30 protein-coding genes and 8 pseudogenes are annotated in these 26838 nt (G+C 33.2%); 8 read left to right on the forward strand and 30 right to left on the reverse strand.

Going from position 1 to position 26838, the window contains the following annotated elements; all coding sequences use genetic code 11:
- A partial coding sequence (locus AC6BKE_RS00265; RefSeq protein ID WP_499855444.1) for an arsenic resistance protein occupies window positions 1-400 on the reverse strand: 400 nt, incomplete at its 3' end.
- Complete coding sequence (locus AC6BKE_RS00270; RefSeq protein ID WP_499855918.1) at window positions 294-563, reverse strand: hypothetical protein; 270 nt, start codon at window positions 561-563, stop codon at window positions 294-296. The genes AC6BKE_RS00270 and AC6BKE_RS00265, both read right to left, overlap by 107 nt.
- On the opposite strand from AC6BKE_RS00270, the gene AC6BKE_RS00275 reads away from it, so the two are divergent.
- A complete protein-coding gene (locus tag AC6BKE_RS00275) occupies window positions 514-651 on the forward strand; it encodes a hypothetical protein (protein WP_499855944.1) in 138 nt (45 codons plus the stop codon). The two genes, AC6BKE_RS00270 and AC6BKE_RS00275, sit on opposite strands and share 50 nt — an antisense overlap.
- Before the next feature lie 35 nt (window positions 652-686).
- Here AC6BKE_RS00275 and AC6BKE_RS00280 read toward each other — a convergent pair whose 3' ends face one another.
- The 3 genes and pseudogenes from AC6BKE_RS00280 to AC6BKE_RS00290 form a co-directional block, all read right to left on the reverse strand.
- Window positions 687-1013, reverse strand: a complete 327-nt coding sequence (locus tag AC6BKE_RS00280; RefSeq protein ID WP_499855445.1) for an ArsR/SmtB family transcription factor — start codon at window positions 1011-1013, stop codon at window positions 687-689.
- Window positions 1014-1269: 256 nt separating this feature from the next.
- Window positions 1270-1716 carry a MarR family winged helix-turn-helix transcriptional regulator gene (locus AC6BKE_RS00285; RefSeq protein WP_009374034.1) on the reverse strand — a complete coding sequence of 149 codons (447 nt, stop codon included), beginning with the start codon at window positions 1714-1716 and terminating at the stop codon, window positions 1270-1272.
- A 90-nt stretch (window positions 1717-1806) separates the two neighbouring features.
- Window positions 1807-2866: pseudogene (locus tag AC6BKE_RS00290) on the reverse strand (flavin-containing monooxygenase).
- Window positions 2867-3264: 398 nt separating this feature from the next.
- On the opposite strand from AC6BKE_RS00290, the pseudogene AC6BKE_RS00295 reads away from it, so the two are divergent.
- The 5 genes and pseudogenes from AC6BKE_RS00295 (at window position 3265) to AC6BKE_RS00315 (ending at window position 6731) form a co-directional block, all read left to right on the forward strand.
- Window positions 3265-3628 (forward strand): annotated as a pseudogene (locus tag AC6BKE_RS00295) (ArsR/SmtB family transcription factor).
- Window positions 3621-3840: pseudogene (locus tag AC6BKE_RS00300) on the forward strand (heavy-metal-associated domain-containing protein); the annotation flags it as partial. The pseudogenes AC6BKE_RS00295 and AC6BKE_RS00300, both read left to right, overlap by 8 nt.
- 33 nt (window positions 3841-3873) lie before the next feature.
- Window positions 3874-6001 (forward strand): annotated as a pseudogene (locus AC6BKE_RS00305) (heavy metal translocating P-type ATPase).
- A 114-nt stretch (window positions 6002-6115) separates the two neighbouring features.
- Window positions 6116-6472, forward strand: a complete 357-nt coding sequence (locus AC6BKE_RS00310) for a hypothetical protein (protein WP_499855446.1) — start codon at window positions 6116-6118, stop codon at window positions 6470-6472.
- Complete coding sequence (locus AC6BKE_RS00315; RefSeq protein WP_499855448.1) at window positions 6441-6731, forward strand: methyltransferase family protein; 291 nt, start codon at window positions 6441-6443, stop codon at window positions 6729-6731. Before AC6BKE_RS00310 ends, AC6BKE_RS00315 begins: the two co-directional genes overlap by 32 nt.
- Window positions 6732-6805: 74 nt before the next feature.
- On the opposite strand, the gene AC6BKE_RS00320 is transcribed toward AC6BKE_RS00315, so the two are convergent.
- From AC6BKE_RS00320 to AC6BKE_RS00335, 4 genes and pseudogenes are all read right to left on the reverse strand, one after another.
- On the reverse strand, window positions 6806-7591 hold the full coding sequence (locus AC6BKE_RS00320) for a cupredoxin domain-containing protein (RefSeq protein ID WP_499855449.1): 786 nt from the start codon (window positions 7589-7591) through the stop codon (window positions 6806-6808).
- Window positions 7592-7705: 114 nt separating this feature from the next.
- Window positions 7706-8457, reverse strand: a pseudogene (locus tag AC6BKE_RS00325) (urease accessory protein UreH domain-containing protein).
- A 14-nt stretch (window positions 8458-8471) separates the two neighbouring features.
- Window positions 8472-8801 carry a nitrous oxide reductase accessory protein NosL gene (locus AC6BKE_RS00330; RefSeq protein ID WP_499855920.1) on the reverse strand — a complete coding sequence of 110 codons (330 nt, stop codon included), beginning with the start codon at window positions 8799-8801 and terminating at the stop codon, window positions 8472-8474.
- Window positions 8717-8899 (reverse strand): hypothetical protein, encoded by a 183-nt coding sequence (locus tag AC6BKE_RS00335; protein ID WP_499855450.1) that lies wholly within the window; start codon window positions 8897-8899, stop codon window positions 8717-8719. The genes AC6BKE_RS00330 and AC6BKE_RS00335 overlap by 85 nt, the downstream gene beginning before the upstream one ends.
- A gap of 477 nt (window positions 8900-9376) precedes the next feature.
- On the opposite strand from AC6BKE_RS00335, the pseudogene AC6BKE_RS00340 reads away from it, so the two are divergent.
- Window positions 9377-9490, forward strand: a pseudogene (locus AC6BKE_RS00340) (cytochrome c biogenesis protein CcdA); the annotation flags it as partial.
- Window positions 9491-9608: 118 nt separating this feature from the next.
- On the opposite strand, the gene AC6BKE_RS00345 reads toward AC6BKE_RS00340, so the two are convergent.
- The 19 genes and pseudogenes from AC6BKE_RS00345 to AC6BKE_RS00435 all read right to left on the reverse strand — a co-directional run bounded on the left by AC6BKE_RS00345 (window position 9609) and on the right by AC6BKE_RS00435 (window position 22320).
- Window positions 9609-10142 carry a TnsD family Tn7-like transposition protein gene (locus AC6BKE_RS00345; RefSeq protein ID WP_499855451.1) on the reverse strand — a complete coding sequence of 178 codons (534 nt, stop codon included), beginning with the start codon at window positions 10140-10142 and terminating at the stop codon, window positions 9609-9611.
- Window positions 10143-10170: 28 nt separating this feature from the next.
- A pseudogene (locus tag AC6BKE_RS00350) lies at window positions 10171-10454 on the reverse strand (TnsD family Tn7-like transposition protein).
- Entirely contained in the window at window positions 10451-10834 is a 384-nt protein-coding gene (locus tag AC6BKE_RS00355; RefSeq protein WP_499855453.1) for a TnsD family Tn7-like transposition protein, read from the reverse strand. Before AC6BKE_RS00355 ends, AC6BKE_RS00350 begins: the two are co-directional and overlap by 4 nt.
- 88 nt (window positions 10835-10922) lie before the next feature.
- Window positions 10923-11132 (reverse strand): TniQ family protein, encoded by a 210-nt coding sequence (locus AC6BKE_RS00360; RefSeq protein ID WP_499855921.1) that lies wholly within the window; start codon window positions 11130-11132, stop codon window positions 10923-10925.
- The gene (locus tag AC6BKE_RS00365; RefSeq protein WP_499855946.1) at window positions 11047-11313 is read right to left on the reverse strand and encodes a hypothetical protein; all 267 of its coding nucleotides are present in this window, start codon (window positions 11311-11313) and stop codon (window positions 11047-11049) included. Before AC6BKE_RS00365 ends, AC6BKE_RS00360 begins: the two co-directional genes overlap by 86 nt.
- A 131-nt stretch (window positions 11314-11444) precedes the next feature.
- Window positions 11445-13071 (reverse strand): annotated as a pseudogene (locus AC6BKE_RS00370) (ATP-binding protein).
- Window positions 13068-14003: a Mu transposase C-terminal domain-containing protein gene (locus AC6BKE_RS00375; RefSeq protein ID WP_499855455.1), complete on the reverse strand. Its 936-nt coding sequence runs from the start codon at window positions 14001-14003 to the stop codon at window positions 13068-13070. Before AC6BKE_RS00375 ends, AC6BKE_RS00370 begins: the two are co-directional and overlap by 4 nt.
- Window positions 13955-14734 carry a TnsB C-terminal domain-containing protein gene (locus AC6BKE_RS00380; protein WP_499855457.1) on the reverse strand — a complete coding sequence of 260 codons (780 nt, stop codon included), beginning with the start codon at window positions 14732-14734 and terminating at the stop codon, window positions 13955-13957. The genes AC6BKE_RS00375 and AC6BKE_RS00380 overlap by 49 nt, the downstream gene beginning before the upstream one ends.
- Entirely contained in the window at window positions 14731-15216 is a 486-nt protein-coding gene (locus AC6BKE_RS00385; RefSeq protein WP_499855458.1) for a hypothetical protein, read from the reverse strand. The genes AC6BKE_RS00380 and AC6BKE_RS00385 overlap by 4 nt, the downstream gene beginning before the upstream one ends.
- Complete coding sequence (locus AC6BKE_RS00390) at window positions 15197-15565, reverse strand: TnsA endonuclease C-terminal domain-containing protein (RefSeq protein WP_499855459.1); 369 nt, start codon at window positions 15563-15565, stop codon at window positions 15197-15199. Before AC6BKE_RS00390 ends, AC6BKE_RS00385 begins: the two co-directional genes overlap by 20 nt.
- Window positions 15547-16029 carry a TnsA endonuclease N-terminal domain-containing protein gene (locus tag AC6BKE_RS00395; RefSeq protein ID WP_499855461.1) on the reverse strand — a complete coding sequence of 161 codons (483 nt, stop codon included), beginning with the start codon at window positions 16027-16029 and terminating at the stop codon, window positions 15547-15549. Before AC6BKE_RS00395 ends, AC6BKE_RS00390 begins: the two co-directional genes overlap by 19 nt.
- A 675-nt stretch (window positions 16030-16704) precedes the next feature.
- Window positions 16705-16929 (reverse strand): multicopper oxidase domain-containing protein, encoded by a 225-nt coding sequence (locus AC6BKE_RS00400; protein WP_499855462.1) that lies wholly within the window; start codon window positions 16927-16929, stop codon window positions 16705-16707.
- Between the two features lie 66 nt (window positions 16930-16995).
- On the reverse strand, window positions 16996-17349 hold the full coding sequence (locus tag AC6BKE_RS00405) for a hypothetical protein (RefSeq protein WP_499855463.1): 354 nt from the start codon (window positions 17347-17349) through the stop codon (window positions 16996-16998).
- Window positions 17346-18089, reverse strand: coding sequence for a multicopper oxidase domain-containing protein (locus AC6BKE_RS00410; RefSeq protein WP_499855465.1), 744 nt, complete (start codon window positions 18087-18089; stop codon window positions 17346-17348). The genes AC6BKE_RS00405 and AC6BKE_RS00410 overlap by 4 nt, the downstream gene beginning before the upstream one ends.
- 11 nt (window positions 18090-18100) lie before the next feature.
- Window positions 18101-18241, reverse strand: coding sequence for a hypothetical protein (locus tag AC6BKE_RS00415; RefSeq protein ID WP_499855466.1), 141 nt, complete (start codon window positions 18239-18241; stop codon window positions 18101-18103).
- Between the two features lie 124 nt (window positions 18242-18365).
- Entirely contained in the window at window positions 18366-18905 is a 540-nt protein-coding gene (locus tag AC6BKE_RS00420) for a TVP38/TMEM64 family protein (protein WP_009374061.1), read from the reverse strand.
- Between the two features lie 50 nt (window positions 18906-18955).
- Entirely contained in the window at window positions 18956-19885 is a 930-nt protein-coding gene (locus AC6BKE_RS00425) for a C39 family peptidase (protein ID WP_009374070.1), read from the reverse strand.
- Between the two features lie 192 nt (window positions 19886-20077).
- Window positions 20078-20659: a YdhK family protein gene (locus AC6BKE_RS00430; protein WP_009374071.1), complete on the reverse strand. Its 582-nt coding sequence runs from the start codon at window positions 20657-20659 to the stop codon at window positions 20078-20080.
- 734 nt (window positions 20660-21393) lie between these two features.
- Window positions 21394-22320 carry a cupredoxin domain-containing protein gene (locus AC6BKE_RS00435; protein ID WP_051145745.1) on the reverse strand — a complete coding sequence of 309 codons (927 nt, stop codon included), beginning with the start codon at window positions 22318-22320 and terminating at the stop codon, window positions 21394-21396.
- A 290-nt stretch (window positions 22321-22610) separates the two neighbouring features.
- Here AC6BKE_RS00435 and AC6BKE_RS00440 point away from each other — a divergent pair, with 290 nt between their 5' ends.
- A complete protein-coding gene (locus AC6BKE_RS00440; RefSeq protein WP_009374075.1) occupies window positions 22611-23531 on the forward strand; it encodes a C40 family peptidase in 921 nt (306 codons plus the stop codon).
- Window positions 23532-23617: 86 nt separating this feature from the next.
- Here AC6BKE_RS00440 and AC6BKE_RS00445 read toward each other — a convergent pair whose 3' ends face one another.
- Both AC6BKE_RS00445 and AC6BKE_RS00450 read right to left on the reverse strand, forming a co-directional pair.
- Window positions 23618-24235: an NAD(P)/FAD-dependent oxidoreductase gene (locus tag AC6BKE_RS00445; RefSeq protein WP_009374077.1), complete on the reverse strand. Its 618-nt coding sequence runs from the start codon at window positions 24233-24235 to the stop codon at window positions 23618-23620.
- A 167-nt stretch (window positions 24236-24402) separates the two neighbouring features.
- Window positions 24403-26823 (reverse strand): heavy metal translocating P-type ATPase, encoded by a 2421-nt coding sequence (locus AC6BKE_RS00450; RefSeq protein WP_009374078.1) that lies wholly within the window; start codon window positions 26821-26823, stop codon window positions 24403-24405.
- Window positions 26824-26838: the final 15 nt, after the last annotated feature.

Genomic DNA, 26838 nt, shown 5'->3' on the forward strand with positions numbered 1-26838 from the left:
TAAAGTAAGTGGTGAAATTTTCGGGTAAGAACTTTTCTTCATACCACTGTTTTCCTTTTGCTTTAATTCCTATCCATCGTGTGAGGAATCCTGCTGCAAATGGTATCCCTAAGTAAATTAGAACGCTCTTTGTAATCTCCCACATAGAAATGGATACATTGAAATTCTCTAAACCAAACCAACCAGGTAATACATTTAAGAAAAAGTAAGCAAAAATTGAATACGTCACAATTTGAAAAATGGAGTTAAAGGCAACTAAACCAGCTACATATTCACGATCTCCACGCGCTAAATCATCCCACACAATCACCATGGCAATACATCGAGCTAAGCCAATCATAATGAGTCCAGCCATATATTCTGGGTAATCTTGTAAGAAGATAATCGCTAAAAAGAACATGAGGAACGGGCCGAGTAACCAGTTTTGTAAAAGTGATAGTAATGGCGCTTTTCCAATCCTTAAACACTCGCCACATTTCTTCATACTTTACTTTCGCTAATGGTGGATACATCATGACAATTAACCCTATAGCAATCGGTATGGACGTTGTTCCAATAGACATGGACTCTAACGCTTCCCCAACATTAGGCATGGTGATACTTAATACAACACCTATTCCCATCGCAACGAATATCCAAAGGGTAAGGTAACAATCTAGAAAAGAAAGCTGTTTGTTAAAGATTCATTACTCATTTATATTTCCCCCTACATGGCAGCAATCGGTTTCACAATTGCACCGCTTTAAAGGCTGAATTTGTTCTAAAATGCCCTTCATCAGTGGCGTTTGATTCTCTACTAAACGGTAATGTTTCCAAGTCCCTACTTTCCGTTCCGTAATAATGCCTGCCTCCTTTAATTTTCGTAGATGTTGACTAACGGCTGGTTGTGATATTCCTAGCACATCCACAAAATCACATACACATACCTCCCCGTTTTTCATGCATGCAAGTAATTTAATGCGATTCAAATCCGCTGCTGCTTTTAGTTGTTTTTCAATTAGTGTGTTTTCCATTTATCTGCACTCCTTATATAACTGTTTTCTTATATATTATTTTAAATAAAATCACCTCGTAAGAAGGTGACATAATCAGTATATAACTATATTCTTATATTATGATTTAATGTTTTGAATTGCAACAGATATTTACCCATTTTTGAAAAAAATTTTTATACTTTGTAAAAAGCGTACGTTCAGTTACCTAAACGTACGCTTTAAAAGATAATGATAAAGATTAATTTATCTCCATTAATTTTTCTTTAGTAACGAGTTATGGAGAAGGTGTACAACACAAATTTGATTTAGCCATAGCTTTATTTAAGAGTTCAATTGAACGTAAAACAGTTTCTTTTTCGAAGTCATTCAAATGTGAAAAAACTTCATTTAAATAATTGTTTATCATTTCATCAATTGTAGTAGCGAGAAATGTACCCTCCACAGTTAATGACAAAATGTACACTCTTTTATCTGATGTTAGAGGAGTTTTTTTGACAAGATTCATCTTAATAAGAGTTTGAATCTGTCTACTAAATGTAGTAATATCCATACCTATTGCCTCTGCTATTTGTTGCATAGAAGGATTATTTTGTTTGTCGATCTCATATAGAATATGGCTCTGTATTGGTGTGATGTCAATTGATCCTACAGTACAACATGTTTTATTTAGTAGAGCAAACTTTTGAGTTAAAACTTGAAAAAGTTCACGTTTATTTTCCATTTAATCATCTCCTATAAAGACATATATATTATTTATTTGCAAAATACAACTAAAATATATTTAACTTTTTTTGAAGATGTTTTTCCTACTTCAAAAGTTTCTACTTTTCATGTGGTGAAGTAACTTTTTCACAACATACTCGGCATCTTCTCCCACACCTCTTAAAGTTGCAGATGCAAATGATCGTTGTCCTTCTAGTCCCACAAAATATAATCCAGGGATACTGCTAATACCTGCCTTTTGTAAAGGCATTCCTTCCCCATCTAATGCACCAAGTAATTTCATATAGGGTAAATGTGGTCTGTATCCTGTGGCATAGATAATGGTATCTACAGGCTCCTTTTCTCCGTCCGCCAAATAACTCCATCTTCATAAAAAGAAGTAAACATTAAACGTTGTTCCGGACTCCCCTTACTAATTCAATCTTATATCCTCCTATATCATTCACAGCATTTGATCTGGGTGCCGTTTTCCAAAGCGCCAGAAAGGAAAGGTATCAAAACCAAATACCTTCAACCAATAGTGTATGTCCCGTCCAAGTAGACGTTGTTTTACAAATTTTATTGGCTGTCGTACTGAAAGAGTAGTTTGGCTAACCTTAGACAATTCAACAGCAATTTGCACAGCCGAATTACCTCCTCCGATTACGATTACCCTTTGGTTGTGATATGGCTGTGGATTTCGATATTCTGAAGAGTGAAGTGTTTTCCCTTGAAAGACTTCTCTTCCTTGAATGTTAGGAATAAAAGGATTATTAAATGAGCCTGTAGCATTTATGATTGTTCTAACTTGAAATTTATCGCCTGTGACAGTTCGAACAATAAAACCTATGTTATTTTTCTCAATCATATCTACTCTCTGATTAATTAAAACAGGTAATTGGAACTTTTTTTTATAATCTTGTAAGTATCGAATAACTTCATCCCTTTTCGGATAGAGATTCTGGTTTCCAGGAAACTTCATGCCGGGCATAGAGGAAAACCCTGCTGGAGAAAACAATTTAAGACTGTCATAATAATTTGGCCAAGAACCCCCGATCTGATTACTTTCTTCTAATATTAAAAATCGTAGACCTTTTTCAGTAAATGATAGCCTGCTGCAAGTCCAGCCTGCCCTCCCCAAATAACGATATATCAAGAACCCCTTTCATTTTTTATCCCCCTTCATTATTTGCATTTTGCAAATATAAATTCATTAAAAATAATAGCTGTAATTAATAAAACTAAGTAAAACACAAAAATATTCTATCCTTAATAAATATATATAGCAATTTTATTTGCAATTTGCAACTATTATTCAAACTAATAATTATTATATTCAATAGCTAACCTCTAATTTAATGATCTACATTTCTTTTTCCATACATATCCAAAAAAATTAACTTTTTTCAAGCTTAGGCTTTTGCATATACTTTTCTGGTCAAAAATAATAAATTGCATTAAATAAATAAAACATTCAAATAACTGTTTGACTATTTGAATGTTTAGTTTATTATAAAAACAATCAAATAATCGTTTGAACGTTTGAATGATAACTGGAGGAAAATATATGAAAGAAATATGTGAAATCACCTGTATTCATGAGGATAAAGTAAACTATGTTCAAGACAAGTTAAAAGAAAAAAAATCAATGGATGTTGCTAAAGTTTTTAAAGCACTTTCGGATGATACACGTGTAAAAATTGCCTATGCGCTAACACTAGAAGATGAATTATGTGTTTGCGATATCGCTAATATTATTGGGTCAACAACAGCAACTGCGTCGCACCATTTGCGTTTACTACGAAATTTAGGATTAGCTGAATATGGTTGAAGAAGGGAAATTGGTTTATTACGCTATTCATGACCCATATTTTAAGAATTTAATCAGTGTTGCATTTGAAGAACATAAAGAAGGTGAAATTAATGACTGAGGAAAAACAGGTATTCCGCGTGAACGGTTTCTCTTGTGCCAACTGTGCAAGTAAATTTGAACGTAATGTAAAAGGGATGCCCTGGTGTTCAAGATGCAAAGGTGAACTTTGGGGCATCTAAAATATCAGTTACAGGCGATGCGACCGTGGAGGAGTTAGAAAAGGCTGGAGAGCTCGAAAACTTAAAAGTAACGCCAGAAAAACAAAAACGTGTTACTCCACCCCAAACAGATACTACCTATAGAATTGAAGGCTTCTCGTGTGCAAACTGTGCAGGTAAATTTGAACGTAATGTAAAAGAGCTTCCAGGGGTTCAAGATGCAAAAGTAAACTTCGGTGCTTCTAAAATTTCCGTAACTGGCGAAACAACTATTGCGGAAAACTGAAAAAGCTGGAGCTTTTGAAAATTTAAAAGTATCAATGGATACACCTTCATACAGATCTAAAGCTCCATCTTCTGACAATAGTGAGGGGCAAGTTGAAAAGAAAGTACCATTTTACAAAAAACATAGCACACTTTTATACGCAAGCTTATTTATCGTATTCGGTTATCTATCTCAATACGTAAACGGTGAAGAAAATCTTATTACCTCCCTATTATTTATAGCTTCAATTGTAATCGGTGGTTTCAATCTATTCAAAGTTGGTTTCAAAAATTTAACTCGCTTTGATTTTGACATGAAAACATTAATGACGGTAGCTGTCATTGGTGCTGCATTTATAGGAGAATGGGCAGAAGCATCCATAGTTGTTATCCTATTCGCTATTAGTGAAGCTTTAGAGCGTTATTCAATGGATAAAGCACGTCGAATCAATTCGCTCATTAATGGATATTGCACCAAAAGAAGCTTTAATTCGTCGAAATGGTCAAGAAATCATGGTACACGTAGATGATATAGAGATTGGCGATATTATGATTGTTATACCTGGGCAAAAAATTGCAATGGATGGCATCGTGGTTAGCGGTCTTTCTGCAGTCAACCAAGCAGCTATTACAGGGGAATCAGTACCAGTTTCAAAAACAGTAGATGATGAGGTATTCGCTGGAACACTAAATGAAGAGGGTTTATTAGAAGTTAAAATTACAAAATACGTTGAAGATACAACGATTTCAAAAATTATACATCTAGTTGAAGAAGCTCAAGGTGAACGCGCTCCTTCACAAGCATTTGTTGATAAATTTGCGAAATATTATACACCAATTATCATGGTCATTGCAGGGCTTGTAGTAATTGTTCCCCCACTGTTCTTCGATGGTAGTTGGGAAACTTGGGTTTATCAAGGTTTATCAGTACTTGTAGTTGGATGTCCATGTGCGCTTGTTATTTCAACACCAATTTCAATTGTTTCAGCTATAGGTAATGCTGCTAAAAAAGGGGTTTTAATTAAAGGTGGCATTTATTTAGAGGAAATGGGTTCGCTTAAGGCAATTGCTTTTGATAAAACAGGTACGCTTACAAAAGGTGTTCCAGTGGTTACAAACTTTGATGTAATGAATACCCAAAAAGATTCAAAAAAGATTCTAGCCATAATTACGGCTTTAGAATATCGATCTCAGCACCCTTTAGCTTCTGCGATTATTAAAAGAGCCGAAGAAGAAAATGTTTCATTCAAAAATATCAACGTTGATGCTTTCGCAGCCATTACTGGCAAAGGAATAAAAGGTGAAGTAGATGGTACTTTGTATTACATCGGTAGCCCAAAATTGTTCCAAGAGTTAAATGTACCTATTCCAGAGAATTTAGAAGGAAACATCCTTAAGTTACAAAATGAAGGCAAAACTGCCATGATATTAGGAACTGAAAAAGAGATTCAAGCAATCATTGCCGTAGCTGATGAGGTACGTGAATCTAGCCAAGAAATTATTGAGAAATTGCATAACATGGGTGTTAAGAAAACAATCATGTTAACTGTGATAATAAAGGGACTGCGAATGCAATTGGTCATCATGTAGGGGTTTCTGAAATTCAAGCTGAATTAATGCCTGAAGACAAACTTTCCTATATAAAACAACTTCGAAAAGACTATGGCAATGTTGCGATGGTCGGTGATGGTGTCAACGATGCTCCTGCTTTAGCAGCTTCTACAGTCGGTATCGCCATGGGTGGTGCTGGTACAGACACTGCATTAGAGACTGCAGATGTTGCTTTAATGGCAGATGATCTACGGAAATTACCGTTTACAATAAAGCTAAGTCGTAAGGCCTTAAATATTATCAAGGCAAATATAGCATTTGCCATTTTAATTAAACTAGCTGCATTACTATTAGTTATTCCAGGTTGGCTAACACTTTGGATTGCCATTGTCTCAGATATGGGAGCAACATTGTTAGTAGCATTAAACAGCTTACGTTTAATGCGTGTTAAAGAATGAATTAACGCACTTTATTCAATAGATGGGCTTTTTATATGAAAGTCCATCTTTTTATTTCTAGTACTTTACTTTCTTAAAATAGCACTTAATTCATTATAGAAAGAAGAGATAAAAATGGAACTGGTAAATGTTTTTTCATTGATTCTGTTTGCTTTGTTTTTATTTTCCTATTCATTAAAGCTAGTTATTCTAAATAAGAAATCAGGGATAAAAGCAAATGTGTTAGGAAAAGGAAATAAGGGGACATCCGTCGATTCTTCCGAAATGTTTGTTAAAATTTCAACTTTCGTATGGGGAATTGCATGGCTTTTAGAGTCAATATTTGATAATTCGATTGATAATATTTTACCTAAACTATTCACCAATGAGGTTATGCATTACTTTGGATTAATGACAATTACCATTGGTTTACTGTTTTTTTATTTTATCAATGATAACAATGAAAACCTCTTGGAGAGTTGGTATAGATAAAGAAACAAAAACCTCGCAGATCACCAATGGTTTATACAAATATAGTCGAAATCCTGCATTTGTTGGATTCAATTTAATGTTTATAGGTCTATTTTTGACATTCCCTAACTTAGTTACATTAATTATTTCTTTACTAAATATAGTTTCAATTCATAACCTTATTCTTCAAGAAGAAAAACACTTAGAGAATATGCTTAAAGTAGAATATCTCTCGTATAAGAATAAAACCCCACGATACTTATTTTTTAAATCTACATAAGTAAAGAAATTTTAAAGGTGAAACTAAAACAAAGCACAGACTCTTAATGGCTGTGCTTTGTTCGTTGTTATCCATTATTCAACTATTATCTTTCCAAAATACATATTCATTCCACAATGAAACGTATATATACCCGGTTTTTCTGGTGTGAATTCGACCAAGTTATCACCTTTATCAAGATCTTTTTCTATTTGGAAATCCTCTATTATTAAGTATGATAAGCATCCACCTGAAAAACTCTTTTGAAAATGAAGTTGGACTGGGATTCCAGCTTTTACTTTTACATTCTCAGGTGTATATCCAAATGGCTCTTCCATTATGACGGCTTCCTGATAACCGTCTTTTTGCTCTGCTTTTACTTCATTTATTTTTGTAGAAGAATCGTCTGAAACCGGAGTTGTATCACCCAAAAGATCTCTGAAGTAATGAGAAATGGGTTTAAAGAATACAACAGAAACAACTAATAATACGGCAATTACACAAAAAATAACTTTACTCCATTTATTTTTATTTGATATTACCGTTATTGTATCTGTTCCCTTAACTTCTTGTCTAATTAATTTCAATATAAGAATCATGACAATGATAAAAATTGCATCCACAAATATCATCATAACGACAGGATCTTGAGAAAAAACCATTACCCCCAACATTGCACCCATCATGCCGCCCATGATACCTGCTAATAGTCCATCTAATGAAGCCAATAAACTAAAGGGACGCCCAATAACATATCCAATTATCATGCCAAAAAGTACTGAGGAGATTACTGGGACAGTCATTTTCCCTACTAATATTACTCCTAATATGGTTCCTACTACTATGCTAGCCATCATAGAAACAGCCATTGCAATCATCATAGCAGTCATTTCTGATAAGAACGATTTGGCACGATAGGTAGAAAAAATGAGCGTAACCGGTTAACAAAAAAATAATACTAAAACTAAATATATATATCATAAACAAATTCCCTTCTATCCTATCCAAGCATTTAAAGTTTCGAATAATCCTGACAATATAAAGAAGATTGCAGAAATATTCCTTGATACATTATGGAATGAATACAAAGTCTTCTTCATTGGATTTAATAACCGTTCACTAATAGTCAGTAGTATCACATATAAAATGAGTGGCATTGCTGTTCCAATTGCAAAAAAAATGGGACCTATCAAATTAAATTCTCCATTTCCTGTCGGCAATAACAAGACAAAAAATAACCAAAACAACGTAGGACAGAATAAAAAACCCATAGCCAACCCAAAAGAAAGAGATGTATTTTTCAATTTCAATCCTTTTTGGACTTTTTGGAAGATACGTTGTGATGCAGAGGAATGTACTGAAATCTTCCAAGGAGAGCTAATCCAATTAGAATAAGAGTAAGGCCAAATAATTTACGGAAAAACATTGTTCCAATGAAAGGAATATCAGCAACTGTACTACCGATGAATACAGACATTATGCCTAACAATATGTACACTAAAGATTTGCCTGTAATATAACTCCCTACATTCAACCACCTTTTATTTTTTTCAGTCTCATATGTAATCAAAGCAACAGCAGTAGAATTAGATGTAAGTTGACATGGTGCAGTTGCCCCAACCAACCCTAATAAGAAAGCCTTCATTCCCCATACATCTAGTTTTAGTGCTAATGTATAAATTGGTTCTGCTACTAAATTGGCTAACTGACTTAACCACACATGTATCTGAAGAAGTACCTCATTCATTTAAATTCCCCTCTTCAACTGTTCTTACAGGACAATTTAAGGTGTTGAGGAAATGATTTCATTATTTCGGAAAATGTAAGGACTTTACCTCCGAATCCTTTTACAAAGTTCTCTGCATATTCTTTAGTCTCAAATACCAACACTTGTGGGTAACAACAACGAATATGGACAGTAGTGTCTAAAACAAACCAAGCTAGATGAGCGCTAATCGTTGTCCCTGTTAAAAAATCGGTACAAATTGCTTGTGCTACCTCATCACCTAACTGTCGATGCCGCAGTATTCCACAATGGCTGCAACAAGCATTTTCACGTTCTCCATTAAAAGAATTATCCTGTAAACCAATCGATCATCACACTTACGATGACAATACACACACTCGTCTTCCTCAACACGATGTATAGATTGATCCCTTATAAGTGTAATCCCACCATATGTCTTCATAATAAGCCCTTCTTCAATCAGAGGTTTTATATCTCAATCTATTGCATATCTGATACCTCAAAGTATTTGACTGATTGGGATTTTCAAATTGTATATATCAAATCATGTCACGTATAAACTTGTTGTCTCTCTGAAAGCATAGTTTCCTCCTGAATGTTATAACTTAACAAGATATAACATCATTTTATTACAGCAATTAGAATAATCAATATAAACCTCGGGATATTTTGTTACATAGTTATGTCAATTATCTATAAAATCTTCTGTAGATGCTCCCCCCACATGAATATGAGAGGTTGCATAGTATGTATTGAACTAAAAAACAGAAGCACAGTAGTTTCAATTACTGTGCTTCTGTTGCTAAATAGAAGAATAAATATTGCTTTGATTACAAACTTGTTCACTGTTCAAGTTCTTCTAGTCAATATGATTTGCACAGCATGCAACGTCTTTTTCCAGACAAAAAGTCATCTCATTATGAGCATTGGTGGATGGTTAATGATAGTAATGGGTGTGCTACTCTATTTTGACATGATGACAAAAATTATTGCTTGGTTTACTCCCTTCTTTGGTGGATTCACAGGATTTTAATTTTTCGATTTCAAAGATGAACAACACCATTATGACTACAACAAAAAAAGCCGTGTTTTCAGCTATCAACACGGCTTTTTGGTATCATTCTTATATCAGAATTTTTGCTTCGCACTTATTATCTGCCTTTTATTTCTATCTCTAACCCAGAATAAAATCTTTCACTGATTCCTGCTTTTCGCATTATTTTCCAAACTTCAAGTTCTTCATCTTTTAATTGATCTATAGCCCAACTAATACGCCTCTTTTGAAAATTGGTCGTATTTTCTTTAACACTCTCAATATACTTCATCGTATTGGGCAGTTTATTTACTCTTTTTTCTAACAACGATTTATTATTAATCATTTTACCTATACTGCTTACGGTTATTCTAACTGGTTTTTCTTTAGCACTTATATCTTCCACTGCTTTTTTTACCATGCCCAAGATGTGAAGGTCTCTCTGTACCCAATCAACTCTTTTATTAGTAACCCTATTTACTTTAACAACTGGGGAATGTTCCTTTAACCATTCCTTATCATTTCTATAAATTCGCATATAAAGTGATGGGTCTTTTTTTCTAAGTTCTGTTCTTGATAATATGGGGTATTGGTTAATTAAATCAATCCATTTTTGCTTCAAATCACTTTTAATATGATTTTCCTTGTTCATAGGCTTACTATTTCTTTGCTTAGAATACTTAATAATTGTTTTGGTGTCGACTTTTAATATTTTTTGAGCATGCTTTATAACTCAACTGTTCTATTTCAACCAATTGATGGAGTTTGCTCAACCAAGTATCACCTAACATCTTAATACGCCCTATATTTGTTTTATCCTCTTCTGTTTTATCTGGCCCCTTACGAGAATAAACAAAGCCACAGGCACGGAGAAGGTTCCTACCGGCCTTTTAGTATCATAGCAACGAGTAACCTTTAAATTAGTTATTACAGGCTGTAGAAAGTGTTCTGCCGCAGGATTCAAACATCAAGATATGGCTCTTCACCAAATGGACTATATCGTTTATTTGCATACTGTTCAATTGTATCAACCGATTCACCTAAAAAATAAATGAACAGTAAATGCCGTACAGGATGAAAAGACTTTCGATGTTTTCTTGTTATTGCCCTTAACCAACACTGTCCTTCTACACCACTTGGAAATGATTGCATCAATATTAAAAAATCGACCTTAAACTTCTTAATAAAGTCTTCTTCTAATCGCCTTTGGTCGATTGTGCCGTTTGATTTTACATACCCTTCGCGATCCAATAGGTAATGATAAATCTCTAATAAATTTAACTGATCAAATTTATAATCCTTTTGATTTAAGTTGCTACTTTCTACAGCAAAATGACGTAGCAAATCAAAGTTTACTTTTGAAACATCACTTTTATTGCCCTTCTCTAAACTGTTTTCAATGTTTGAATAAAAATACGAAGAGTTTCCTTGCCTAATTAAGATTGAACTGTCTACAAGCAGCAAGAAAATGCTTTAAACAAATAAATACACTTGGTAATTGGTGATATGTCCGCCAATATGTTTCTCCATTCACTTGAATATCTTCTTCAAAGCAGTTAGGACAATAGCGAAAATACATAGGCTTCTTTACTGTCCGCCATTTGACCTGTTGAATAATGCAAGGAAGTATTGCCACAGCCATATAACATTTTATTTCGAACACTCTGTTTTATTTCTTTTGAAGTAAAATTTGTATAGTAGTTATACAATGTATGATAATTTATCCATTCATCAATACTCGAATTTAAAAAAGGATTTACTTTTTCTAATAATATCTCTAAATCAGTAGGTAAATCAGGAATAATATATGCTTTCTTTTCCAAACAAATTTAAAGTTGAATGTTTATTACTTAAATTCCCTGAACGTTTATGGTATCTAGCCAACACACTATATAATAGTTCATCTTTATAAATTGAAGGAAAAAATGCTAACATCTATTTTATTTACACACCCTTACATTATTAAGTCATCTAAAGGATTTTTAATATATCCTTCTTCACATAATGCCTCATAAGCAGAGCGTTTATTCTTCTTTCCTATATCAACTATTGATTGAAGTTTATTTACTGAAATATTGCCTTTCGCTTCATTTTTCTTTTCTTTCTTTCCCTCAATGTATTGGAGTGATAGAGTCATTAGTTGTGGAATTGTTGACTCAGGTGAATTTTTCAGTGCATATTTAGCAGCGTTTTCAGCAATTTTTTCTGAAACATCTAAATTAATTAAGGATAGGATTAATTTTTCTAGTATTGGAAGTTCTTTATTTGTACGATCTTGTGCCATCTTTTCTTTTTTCGCCTGAACCCTGGCCTTAAGGTCTAATACTGGCAATCTATTTAGAATATAATCTTCAATATCCATTGGAACAATATCTTCGTATTTTGCAATGTCGCTTTGATTTCCGGATTTAAGAGCCTCCAACATAGGTTGAAGAAGTTTCAAATCTTCTTTCACTACCTTGTATAAGTTTAGGGGTTATTTTTTCAAGGCCAGAATTGATTGCCCTCGCTTGTGCGAGTAAATACAACTTAACAGCAACATCCACAATTCCTTGGCTCTCTTCGTAAATCGTGTTTAATAATTCTTCTGTCAGTTCCGTATATTCATTCGTCCACTGATAATCCCACATACTTGTGATTAATACTTCCCAATCATCATCTTGTTTCATTTGCTGCCATACCATGTCGCCTTGGCCACTGCTTCTACGTGCTTGTCTGAAATCCTTTTGTAATAATGCCTTGGCTTTCATGGTTCCAATAAACATTACTGGTACTCCTATTTCATTCACTAGCGTTACAAAAAAATTCATCATCATTTCTGATGCAGCACCTGATGCAGATAACGAGTGCTGAACCTCATCAATGATTAGAGCGCCTATTGAGTGTAAACGAGCGACTTGCCCCATACGAGTTACCATTGAACTAACTGAATTTGATGGCTTACCATACTTTTCAAAATAATTAGTACCTGTCAACGAATCAACTTTTTTGAAAACTTCCATACAAAGAGTTTTTAATGATCCATCATGTGGACAATCCAATTTTAACCATACAATTTGAATCAAATTGATTGGATTTTGATGCAATATTACTTGCGGATAAAGAGATAGTACCCTTTCTATCGCAGATGTTTTACCTATTCCTGGATATCCCATTAAAGTGAAACTTGAAGCAGAAGAACGTATATCTGGCGGTAATCCAATTTCCTCTTTATTAACAAGCTTGTTGTGTAAATCAAGTAATGCTTGAACATGTTTTTTATGTAATGGATTTCGATATTAACATATCCATACCTAATGAAACCTGAAAAACGCTGTTCTAGATTTAAGGTTTGATTTATAGGCTGATAAAATCTTGATAATCTTAGTAAAGCATGGTAACGATGATGACTTGATAAATTTCTTTCACTATTATGAAACATAGGTATAAAGCTAAGTTGATCAAACGCTTCTTCTTTAGAGAGTATCGGAGGTAACGCTTGGATTGGGATCCCCTTTATAATCAATTATTTCTTGTTCACGATACTCTGCCAATAGAACTTCAATACCACTCTCTAATTCAATTGTCTTCCCATTTTTCATTCCTTCTTCTTCCTTCTTTGCTTTTTAAATAATTCCATTATCGTAGATGTTTCAGTTTTTTCATCTTTCTGCTCAGAAGGTGCAAAAGAAATAATGTTTTTATCATTATCAATCTCAGTTACACCTATTTGAAATGCCTCATACTCTCTTCGTAAACTTTTTTCAACTTCCCGATTTTCTCTAATATTTTTTATTTTTTCCGTTTTAGTGATTTTATTATTTTCATCTTGATTTGGTGTCTTAATTGCCTCATCCACTATTCCTTCAATTTTAGAATAAAAATTAATTTCTTCTTGTAACAAACTATGACTTTCAATTTTATATGTGTTTTGTTCAATCATTAATAATTGTTCAATTTCTTCAAGTACTTTATTTTTGTATCTCTCCTGATGATCTAAAAGGAAGCAACTTTCAAAAAGTGATTTATCATTAATGTGCAGATAAATAATGTCCATGTTTCGAGGATCGTATGAAATATCAACTGTCCAACTTTTCTTTGTTCTAGCTTGTACAAACCAGAATTTCCTTATAGCTGTTTCACAGCTAAATAACCTATTTTTAAACTTTATTCCCTTTGAGGTTACTGTAGCTGTATCTCGTGGCAATAAGTAAAACTTTATAGTATTAGGATGTTCCTTCCTTAGCTTACCTGCTCTATTTTTAATGCCCCAATTCCAGAGTTTAAGAGGAGTCGGTTTTACATTTTCCCGTATCATCTGCTCATCTCTTAGATAATCCTTCATATAGTGATTTTTGTTATAAAATAAAACAAAATTGATTAGAATTTTTGTATATTGATCTATAGTTAACTTAGCTTCTAAACGATAATCACTAGCCCCACGTTCCCTAAAATCACTCTGTATGTAACCTGGTAAGAACGGCTTTATTTTACTTTGTGAAGTATCAACAATTTTTCCACAATTCCCTTCCAATCTGGTCGAAAAGCAGGATTATTCTCCACTACCAAATCCAACCCTTCAATTAAACTATTCACGTTATATCCCTCCAACTCACCTCTATCCCCTAGAATAATTTCAGGAAGATGCGCAGATGGCCACATTTCATTTGAAATTTCTATACCATATCTACTGCAATATTCCTTTTTATCTGATGCTGCATTTGCTATTGCCATCATCATTCCTGCCCAAGAAGGACCTTCAAATCCGATATACATTCCTGTAATCATATGTGTATATACGTCCACCACAAAATATATAATTGGTTTACCTACAATATAATCAGAATTAAAACTAGATACCAGATACACATTACCAATAGTCGCATCTATTTGATATCGTGATCCTGGCCCCATGACTTCATAAGTTGAAGATCCTAATATTGCTCGATGATCTCGTTCAAATTTTTTCTCACCTTCTCGACTTACTATTTTTTGTTCAATACCAAATTCTTTGTTGTGCCAATATCTAAATTGTCTTAATGAAGGAATTTTATTTTCATCCTGTATTACTATATATTTTGTTCCGTTTTCGTAACGAACTTCATCTGCATAGAACTCCTTTATCATCATTTTATATGCGAATGACAATGAGTTTCTCTTGCTTGTAAAATAGTACCTTTTAATCGATTTACGAAATATTTCCCTTGTTTCATCGGTTACATTTATTCCTACACTGTTAGTGGTTCTAGGTTTTCCCCTTTTCAAAGTACCACTTTTTTATTTCTTCCCTTACCTCCAGAGTTACTATAATCCGGAAGCAAACTATTCATAGTTTTTCCTATCTGCCAGTACTTTCTCAAATATTTATAAGCAGTCATTTTTGTACATACTTTATTATTTACAAGTTCATTTATTAGCTGCCCACGTTCTTTTTTCTTATAAATTGAAGGTTCATCATTCACTAAGTTTTTGATAATTGCCCACGCTGTGTCTCTCTTTTGTTTCATTCCCTCAGGTAAATTAATGTGGTTAATTAGTATGTTTGTGTGATCAGATTCGAATTTGGAGTATGAATTTTCTATAAATCCTTGATGTATATCTTTAACTTTTAAAAGGAATGGTAAGGCATTGGAATCTTCTATATCAATTGCATATGTAACGATGTTACTTTCATCAATCCAAAGTAGACGATATACTTTATTACACGTCAAGTCTTTAATTAATTCATTAACTGATATTGTAATCAATGTTATCCTCCTTAGAAACATTCATAATAATTTGATCTAAAGTTAGATTGCTTGGGTTAATTTTCTTACTCATATCAATCGAAATATATTTTCGAGCTATAAAATGTTTTATATAACTTAAAGATGAGCCTGTTTCTAAGTTATAATCCTCATCAAATTTATTACAAACTACTAATAAACTCTCTTCGCTATCTTTTTTTAAAATCAATAAATGCAATAATAAAGTAGAATAGCTTATATCTTCTTCTGCTAAATAATAAGATTTATGTATCCATAGAATATTGTTTGCTAGTTGTTTAGGAATTTCCTTTTCAGTTATGACCCCCCAACTTATTCTTGTATCTCCCAATACTCTCGTTCAATTTCAAACTTTTCAATTACTCGTTTATCTTCAAGTTGTTCACTTGGTTTTACAGTTCTAGCGATATATTTTCTTTCAGAGTTTTTTACTACTGTTATAAAGAAATCTGTTGTCATATCTATCGGTATACCTGAACTATTATCTTTAGAGTGCTTAATTCCTTTCTCTTCAGCTATACGAATAGTTGTTTCAACATTTAAAGGAAACTGTTCTCTTATGTCTACCACTGTATCTTCCCAATCTAATAAGAGAAAAAAGTCTCTTTCCAAGTTAGACAACAATTCATGCTGTCTCTTCGCGGTCCACCCTATTAATCGAGAAGCATTTCCTTGTGACGATATATCTTGTATTTTAATCCAAGGTATATAATTTGATAGTTCCCCTTGACCTCGTCCTTCTTTAATATAGTCATTTCTTTTTTTCTCAGACCAACCGTATTTCCTTTTAGACATGTAAAGCACCGCCTCGTCGACATAATTATGGTTCAAAAAAATAATTTCTAAAATTATTATAACTTTTTGACTTACTTGTAGTTTAATTTATTCCATTTTATAAAAGTATTTATATTACAATCGTTTACACATAAAAAACGTCCTTTAAAGAGTGGACGTTTGCTAATTTTAGTAAGAAAAATACTATACTTTCTTCGATTCACATTATGTTTTTAACAGCCCTTGATTATATACAATCCACTTCTCCAATTCTCTTTCTACCGCTCGATTTTGCCATTCAAACCAAATCCCAATACACTCACTACAATGACTGTCAACACCGATTTTATTATGCAAATCCTTACATGTAAAAATGGTCTTTTTACGACACTTATAACAGTAGATTTCAATCTCTTTATAAAATTCCATAAATATTACCTTTCATTTTATTTATATTCATTTCCATTAAAGGGACAAAAAATACATAAAATCATTAAGGTATTCTTTTGTATTAACTAAATAAAAATGTTGTTAAATGTTAAATTTCAATTGAAATTTTAGAAAAAAGATTGAGTATTTCTATAGGGTAGGTTATTTAATATGAACCACGACCAATAACCCTAGATATAAGAGTTATGTAATAGAAACCATAAAAAACCTCCATGGTATTTGGAGGTTTTAATAATCTATTTATATTTAATTTTCTTCAACTTGCCCCATCATACCATTTTCTTCATGTTCAAGGACATGGCAGTGGAACATGTATATGCCCTTATTATTAAACTTCACTGCTAATTTAACTGTTTGACCAGCTTCAATTGAGACAGTATCCTTCCACCCTTTTAAATTTAAAGGAGGTTCTTGACCATCAATCGACACGATTTTAAATTGAGTGCCATGTATGTGGAAAGGATGTGTCATACCACCCATCATATCAGGTTTATTATAAATTTCCCAAATTTCAGTCCACCCTGCTTTTGAGTGAAATCAATGCGAATTCATATCAAACTGGTTTCCATTTATAGAAACCATTGTCCCCATACCAAATAGTTCAAGCTTCTTAGAAACTGGTAAATTTTTCTCTTCTTCAGTAACACTAAAATCATTTAATTTTTCTGAAATTGTTCTTGTACTTGTAGTCTTTTGTTCAATTTTAAATGGTAAAAGGGTAGTACCTTCATCATTTATTAATGCTATATCAGTCTTGTCATCCATTTTTGAAAAGTCCACTATTACCTCTGCTCGCTCACCTGGTGTTAAGGTAATTTCTTTCATATCAGTTGGTTGATTTAAGAAACCACCATCAGTAGCAATTTGTTGGAATGTATCTCCGGTATTCAATTAAAAGTATAATTACGAGCATTAGAACCGTTTAATAAACGAAGTCTTACTTTTTCTTTACCAACTGTAAGTTTAGGATTCAACGTACCATTAATTAATAAAGTATCTCCAATTGTACCATCTTCATTAAGGACTGCTTGATAATTTAATTGCTTTTCTTCAGTAAATTGTCTATCTTGGAATACTAATGGAAAATCATTCACACCATATTCATTTGGTACATTGATTTCTTGTGAGTTTTCATCATCTATATAAATTAAACCAGCTAAACCTTTATATACTTGCTCTGCTGTAGCACCTTCTGGATGTGGATGGAACCACAGCGTAGATGCTCCCTGATTAACTGTAAAATTTACATCTTCTGTTACACCTGGCTCTAGGACTTGATGTGGGCCGCCATCACCATTTCCAGGGATTTCTAATCCATGCCAGTGAAATGTTGTTGGTTCAGATAAATCATTTTTAGTTCTAAACGTTACCGTTTGATCTTTATTAATACGAATGATTGGCCCTAAAAAGGAACCATTATATCCATATGTCTCTGTTTTAGTTCCCTTAAAGATTTCTGTTGTTCCTTGTTGAGCAGTAATATCAACAATTCCATTTTTAGGTTCAATAATAGGTGGGAGCGCAAGCTCATTTTCCCCATTTGAATTATTTAATGCTAATGGATTGTTATGACTCGCATGACCATTTTCCATGCTATTATCTTTATTATCCATACCCTCCATGTTTTTCATTTCTTCATCACTCATATTGGAATGGTCCATCTACCAGACATATTAGAATGGTCCATATTTGAATTATTATTAGATTCCGAATTACCCGCACTACATCCTCCAATTATAATAGCGCCTACTAATAATGAAGTAATCAAAAGTTTAGATTTCATTATGTTTCCTCCTTTTATTCTTTACATAGGCACTATAACAAATAAATATGGAGAATTTATGGATTTGAAATTAAATGAGACAAATATTAACCACTCTATCTAAGAAAACTTTGAATAACTTTTTTTATTTCTTAACTTTCCAAATCAAAATGATAATTGAAATTAATAAGATACTTATTACAATTTTCCATATTAAATTTACTTGCATAAAACCATATACTGCACCTGCTTCAAAGATTAAAGCTGGTATTTTTCCAATCGTACTAGCAAGCGTAAATGTGCCTAAAGACACCTTAGAAAATGCACTAGTAAAAGTCACAAGACCTGATGACATAAAAGGTAAAATCCTTAAACTGACAATTATCCAAAATGCATCAGAACCTTCCAACTCCTTTAATTTTAAAAGTTTAGGGTGCAATACGAACGGTCTTTTCCATTTATTGATTCCTTTTCTATATAAAATAAAGCTAATAACTGCACCAATTGATTCACCGATAATAGAAATCAGCAAACCGTTGAATACTCCAAAAAACACAAGGTTAGTGGCTGTAACAAAAACACTTGGTAGTACACCTATAATACTAACCAAAGTATTTATCATTAAACTAACCAAAATTGCAAATAATCCAGATTGTTCTAGTAAATGAAGTAATTTTTCTTCCATGATTAAACGCTATCTTTTTTAACCTATTACTTGCATATAATGAACTATTGTTAATAAACAACAACTGCCTGTTCGCCTAATGCTTCATAACTATTAAAAAATGCTCCCTTATCCAATGTTATAATTCCCTTACGTGGATCCATTACTTCCACAGTAGTATCTCCCACAGATAATAGTACCATTGTATGTAAATTTTGATACATTTGATGGTATTCACCTGTTTCTTCAATAATCCATCCCCCTTTAACCTTTGGTGGTGAGAGGTCCAATGTTACCCATGTAATAACTGGTATTCCCTGTCTAATATAATTTGTTATTTCTTTTATTGTTCTTCCACTAATATTTTTTGCTTGTAAATCTAACTTTCTCTCTGTGATAAAATTATTAGCTGCTTTGACAATTGGTTCGGCAAAAACATATGTACCCGTTTCTAGATTACTTGGCTCGCCGCCATATGCTTGATTAGGATTTGGCCCATACTTTTTTTTCATTTTGTATTCAAAAGATTGTTTAGGTAAATAATTTTGATCCATTTCTAATTTAGATGTTTCTGCACCATAGTAATTAAGTACTGCTGTAAGAGTAGTTATTTCACACCCATTTGGTAGTTCAGGATTTTGTAGAATTACAGGTACTCCAAATCCTTTATTATGATTTACTGCATATGTTTGAACCAATATGGATTGTGTAGATGACGTATACGTAAATTTTTTTTCTGTTAAATACATCCCTGTTGTAAAATTGTCTGGACTCCCTACTTTTACTGTATAAGTTTCATTTGGTTGTAAATTATAAAATTCTGCCTCACCTTTATCCAAACTAATTGTTGAATCTATTTCTTTCCCTTCTTCATCGAGTAATTCCACATATAGATCATTAAGTGGATCTCCACTAAAATATTCAACTGTTAAAACTGCTATTTTATTTGAATTGATATTTTCGTTTGTACAACCCTTTAAAAAAACTACTAATACTCCCAAAGTGAAGATAATTCCTCTCTTTCTAATTTCCCACGCCTCCTCAGTTATTGTTATATTATTAAAAATGAATATAACGAATAATTATGGAGAAATTATGGATTAAAATTAAAGGATATTATAGAATTTCTAAAACTAAAAAAGATGTCCAATTTGTCAAAATTGACTCGTCGAACATCTTTAAGTATTTAATTTTTATGGAGAAGATAATTCACTTTCCGTTAGCCATTTATGATTTTTTATTTTTTCACCATTAGTAGAAGTGTAGTCAACCACATACACAGTAGTTTCTTCTGCGGAATCAATTTTTGCAGTTACCCCTTCCATACCCTCCATATGATTAGCATTTATAATAACCTGTGTTCCTGGTTCAAATGGCTCTGAACCAGCACCTTCTATTTCTTCTTGAATGACCCACTTATGATTTGTTACTCGATTTCCACCATTTGTAGGAGCGTAAGATATAGTATAGACTATTGTATCGTATGCCCCTACAATTGTTGCTTCAGCTCCATCCATGCCTTTCATGTGATCTGCATGAATTATTGCTTTTGTCCCAACTCCAAACTTAGGATTTTCAGCTTCTTTTAAACCTTCAGGAAGTTCATTTGAACTAGGATTCATTTCAGAATGGTCCATACCTTCCATATCTTTCTCGGCCATTTCATTTGTCTGCATTTCTTGTTGACTTTCTTTCTTATTTGTATTTCCTGTACATGCAGAAAGCATTAATGCAGCAACTATAGTAACAAGACTCATTATAATTTTTTTCTCCATCATAGTCCTCCTACTCGCAGGCTTGAATTTTTGTATTCCCAATCATCATAAATTTACTTTAGGGATATTTCATACGAGTTTTTCTTTATTTAGAATCACCAAGAAAATTTAATATATACATTTTAAAGATACCTTCCTTATTCATTTTTAAAACCTGGATTGTCAAAAATGTTGAAACAGCAAAAGGGGTAAGGAGCTTTTTTTAAATTAATTCATATAATGAGATTAACCAATTTTTTAAGGAGTAGATAACCATTGATAACGAAGCTTTTAAAACATTTTCTGATTCTCAATTATTAATTGAATCTATTGAAAAACTAGGTGATGAATTATTTGCATTAACTGTGGAAATTGCATTGAATGTCTTAAAGACTGTAAGTAGTGAAGATGGCCAATTTACAAGCGATTTTTCTTCGCCATCAAGTTACTTGCAACAACAGATAGATTATTTGATTTCTGAATTAAAAATGGTAAACGAAATTATACAAAGTAATGAAAACGAAGCAAAATAATATTTGTGATTGTATCCATATGCTTCAAAATTAATACCCTACTTTTATTTGAGACTAAACATTTTTTATTTCACCGTCATCTTATTTATCAAAAAATAGAGCTTATCTAAATATATAGATATACCTTATGCCCTGTTAATAATAACTGGGCATTTTCAAATAAGTATCATTGTATTTAATTTGACAACTCCATTTGTATATCAATTACAAAATCAAAGCTAATTACTTAATTATAAACTTGCCAACCATACCAAGCTCCTTATGTCCTGGAATAGTACAAACAAATTGATATTCTCCTGTATTAATGGGAGTAAAACTCATTTTTTCTGTATTTTTAGGCCCAACATGGAGATGAATCATATTCTCCTCCTTTTTGTGATGTACATGATTATTACTACTAATAGTATTTGATGTTGGTATTGTAACTTCAATATCATGTTCTATATTATCTTTATTAATTAATTCTAATGAAACCGGTTGATTCTTCTCCAAAATTACTTCAGAGGGCGAATACTTCATATTTTCTGTTTCTATAGAAATAATCTTAATCTCTTTCTTTTCTAATTTATTTTGAGCGTTCGAGTGTAGATTATGATCCACTAAAGAAGAGTCTTTAATAAAGTTTATTTGTTTTTCGGCAAAAGGAATGCCCCCAAAAAAGTAGAAGAGTATAAAAACCGAAAAGAAGAAGGGTGTTAAAAAGCCCATTTGACTTTGGAATGTTTTTTGACTTTTACTTGGAAGTAGCGCAAATAAAAAAATAGTGAAAATTGATAGCAACAGAAAAATTCTTATTAATACAATGGATTGCCCGCCATCCACCATTTCACCTAACATTGCCCCCATCATACCAGCCATTAAACCTGCCATTAAACCTTCTAACATAGGTAATAATCCAAAGTTGCAACCACTTAAAAAGCCAATGCTTGCACCGAGAATAATTGAAATAATCGTTGAGTAAAACAAGTTCCCTTGAAAGGTAACTCCAAAAAGTATTCCTAATGTTAGCCCTACATTCATACTAAAAAACATTGAAATAGTCATACCTTGCATAGGCTTAATAGTCTTTTTCATAATTCTTGAAACCATTATGACAATTAACAATAAAAACATTAGTGATACTAAGACAAACATTTGATAAAATCCCACATATCCATCCTTTAACAATTTAATTAGCCTGTCTAAAATACACACCGTATACCTTATATAGGTATGCTCGAAAGAGAGTATTTATTTTATTATTACTTGATTTAAGTTTTATTTATCTTCAAGTAACATCACCTAGTTATTATTGCAGTGAGATTACACCGAGTATATTAAGTCACCAATTTTAATATTCTGCACAAATCAGTAATATAAATGAAAAATTTAGTATCTCTATTCCATGCTATTCTTACTTTAATCAAAAAAGCGATTGCTTTTCGAAAGGAGTAAGTTTAGTGAAAAAGAGATGGTTACTACCGGTTTTTGCGTCATTTGTAATTTTTTCAGGAATAGGTATGAATGATGCTGAAGCAGCATCAGTTACTGATTTGACGAGTACAGCGAAAGATTATATAGGAGCTCCTTATAAATATGGTGGGAATGATATTAATACAGGTGTAGATTGTTCAGCATATACAAAGTTTATATTTTCTAAGTTAGGTATTTCTTTAGAGCGCACATCTAAAGACCAATATCAGCAAGGTACTTCTGTTTCTAAAGATAGTTTAAAAGCAGGTGACCTCGTATTTTTTAATACTTCAGGCAACGGCATATCTCACGTTGGAATATACATAGAGAATGGTAATTTTATATCAGCTACTCCAAGTTCGGGTGTTAGAATTGATAAATTAAACGATCCTTACTATTGGGGTTCTCGTTATATAGGTGCAAAACGTATTGCAAACTTTACTACAAATGAAATAGCTCAAGCAGAAGTTAAAGGTGAAGAGATAGACTTTTCCATTTATGCCTCACGTGGAGCAGTAGCCATACAGCTTGCTAAAGCTTTAGCATTAGATACAAGTGATACAAACTCAAGTTTCCCTGATGTTAAATCATCTTCTGAACAAGCTGGAGCTATAGTAGCACTAAAAAAACTTGGAATTTTTAATGGAGATAGTAATGGTAAATTTAACCCAAATTCACCGATTACTCGCGGTCAATTAGCAAAGGTTTTAGTTGAAGCATTTGATTTAGAACAACAAGGAGAACCAAAGAATTTTACAGATGTAACGAGTACTCATTGGGCCAAAAATTTTATAGCAGTTCTTTCATCAAATAAGATTACGCAAGGTAAAGGTGATGGCACATTTGGCGTAAACGACAAAGTAACATTAAATCAATTAAATATCTTTATAGAACGATTAACTCGATAAATTTTGTTCGAGGACTTAAATTAAAAATGGCGGCTCATTTATTCAGAGCCGCCATTATAACCTTCCCAGAACTTCTTAGAGTAAAACTAATTTATTAACTCTTCTTTTCCTATCCGTTTTAAAAATTTGAAAAACGTTTCTCGTTTTTTTCCATTCTGTGAATATACATTTATAATCTTTTCTATTTTATCGTACAATTCATCTGGTGTTAGATTCTCTTGCAACAAAGATCCCACCTCTGCATCTTTCCCTTTTGCTTTTCCTCCAACATATAAATTGTAATGGTCTTTAATTTTCATAATCCCTATATCACTTAACATTGGTTCACCGCAACCAACAGGGCAACCTGTGTATGCAACTTTAAGAGTGAATGGTACAGCTTTTCCTGCTATACGATTATTTATTTCTTTTGCTACTGGCATCCCCTCTTCTTCTTCTCCTTTGCAAAAATTACATGTTCTCAAACTCTTTACAAAGTTGCCAACTGGATAACAAGATAAATTAACACGGTTGAATTCTTCAATTATTTCTTCTTTTTTATTTTCCGGAATTTCTAGATAGAGTTGTTGGAAGGTTGTTAACTCAAGCTGTGCGTCGTCTTCCATATATTTGGTGATCGTTAAAAGTTGTTTAGAATTTAGTTTTGCCCCAAATTCTATTCCCCCATTAACGGCAATTTTAATTTTTTTATCTTCATTACTCATACCAATTTTCCTCCATACTTTCCCAAACAATTAATTTATTTTGCTCTTTACCTACCTAAGGATGGTTTATCTGATGAAAATAGTAAGTTAAATTATGTCAGTTAAACTATTGCGTATTTCTTTATAAGTAAACCCAATAGAGTAAAGTTTACAATTGAATTAAAGGGTTATTTATTATCTAATTTTACTCTTTGTAAGCGTAATGCATTTAAAACTACAGATACAGAACTAAATGCCATCGCCGCACCTGCTACCCATGGAGCAAGTAGACCTATTGCAGCAATAGGAATACCCAAAGTATTGTAGGCAAATGCCCAAAATAGGTTTTGCTTAATATTCCGCATTGTTTTTCGACTCATTAAAATAGCATCTGCAATACTATTTAAATCGCCACGAATTAACGTAATATCAGCAGCTTCCATGGCAACATCCGTTCCTGTACCAATGGCCATACCGATATTTGCTGTGGCCAATGCCGGAGCATCATTAATACCATCTCCCACCATCGCTACATTTTTCCCTTGTGCTTGTAGCTTTTTCACCTCGTCTGCTTTACCTTCAGGCAATACTTCAGCGATAACTTGATTCACGCCTACTTCTGTTCCTATCGCTTGAGCTGTACGTTCATTATCACCAGTCATCATAATGACTGTAATGCCCATATTCTGTAGTCGGTGGATTGCCTCTTTTGACGTATCTTTAACTGTATCAGCAACAGCTACTAAGCCTGCATACTGACCATTAATGGCAGCAAGCATTGCTGTTTTACCGTTTCGCTCTAACTGCTCCATTGTTGGTAAAATATTATCAATATTGATTCCGTATTGTTGCATTAATTTTCGTGTACCAATGACAACTCCTTGACCTGACACAGTTGCCTGCACACCATAACCTGGAATAGCCTCAAAAAATTGAACTTCTCCTAATGCTATGCCACGTTTTTCTATGCCCTGTACTATAGCTTCTGCTAACGGATGCTCTGACTGTTTTTCAGCAGCCCCAATTAATGATAAAAAACGAGCTTCCTCCTGCTCTGAATCTAAAAGAACGTCTGTAAGAACAGGCTTACCATGTGTTACTGTACCTGTTTTATCTACAACCACTGTATCAATACTTTGTGTTTGTTCTAAATGTTCTCCACCTTTAAATAAAATACCAAATTCAGCTGCACGACCTGAACCTGCCATTATGGAGGTTGGCGTTGCTAACCCAAGCGCACAAGGGCAAGCGATTACAAGTACTGCAATTAAGACCTCTAAAGCTGGTGTAAATTCTCCTGGGCGAACCCAAATGATCCAAACTAAAAATGTGACAATTGCAATGCCAACAACAATTGGTACAAAAACCCCCGAAATTTGATCTGCTAAGCGTTGAATTGGTGCTTTTGATCCTTGAGCATCCTCAACCACTTTAATGATTTGTGCTAACGCTGTGTCACGACCAACCTTTGTCGCTGTCATTTTAATAAATCCATTTTTATTAATCGTCGATCCAAATAATTGATCGCCTTGCTTTTTATCAACTGGTAAACTTTCACCTGTAAGCATTGATTCATCAACAGCTGTTGTTCCCTCTATTACCTCACCATCTACAGGTATCTTTTCACCTGGTTTCACTAGAATAACATCGCCAATGATAACTTCTTCTAAAGGAACCTCTTTTTCTACACCGTCACGTACAACAATAGCGGTTTTAGCTTGAAGTCCCATTAGTTTTTTTATGGCTTCAGATGAGCGTCCTTTTGCTTTGGCTTCAAATAATTTACCTAATAATATTAATGTAATTAATACAGCACTCGTTTCAAAATAAAGATTTGGACCATGATGCGACCCTATCGTCACAATCGCTTGATAAACACTATAGAAATAAGCTGCTGATGTCCCCATGACCACAAGTACGTCCATATTAGCACTACCATTACGTAAAGCTTTATATGCCCCTACATAGAATTGCTTACCAACAATAAATTGCACAGGAGTAGCCAATACCATTTGGATCCACGGATTCATTAGAAATTCTGGGACATATAAAAATGATGTAAAGGAAAAATGTCCAACCATCGTCCAAAGCAGCGGTAAAGAAAGAATAGCCGATAAAATAAATTTTCGTTGTTGCTGTTTAATGGCCTTTTCTCGATGGTCCACTGTTTCCTGTTCATCAGCCTTTTGATGAGCCCCATAGCCCAATTTCTCCACCTTCGCAATGATGTCTACGATTGACACTTCAGATGGATTAAACTCAATCATTGCTTTTTCCAGGGCTAAGTTAACATTGGCAGAAGAGATACCACTTAACTTATTTAACCCTTTTTCAATGCGAGTTGCACAAGCTGCACATGTCATACCTGTAATATCAAGTTCCGCCTTTTGTTTAACAACCCCATAACCAAGTGCTTCTATTTTTTTTTCGAAATCTTCTTCACTTAATTTTGCTGGATTGTACTTAATAGATGATTTTTCAAGCGCTAAATTAACAGTCGCTTGTTCCACACCATCCATTTTATTTAAACCTTTTTCTATACGAGTTGCACAAGCTGCACAGGTCATTCCTGTGATCTGAATGCTCGCTTCTTTTAATGTATTACTCATGATGCTGTTCACCTT

The sequence above is a fragment of the Lysinibacillus sp. COL-1 genome, from assembly GCF_059814265.1.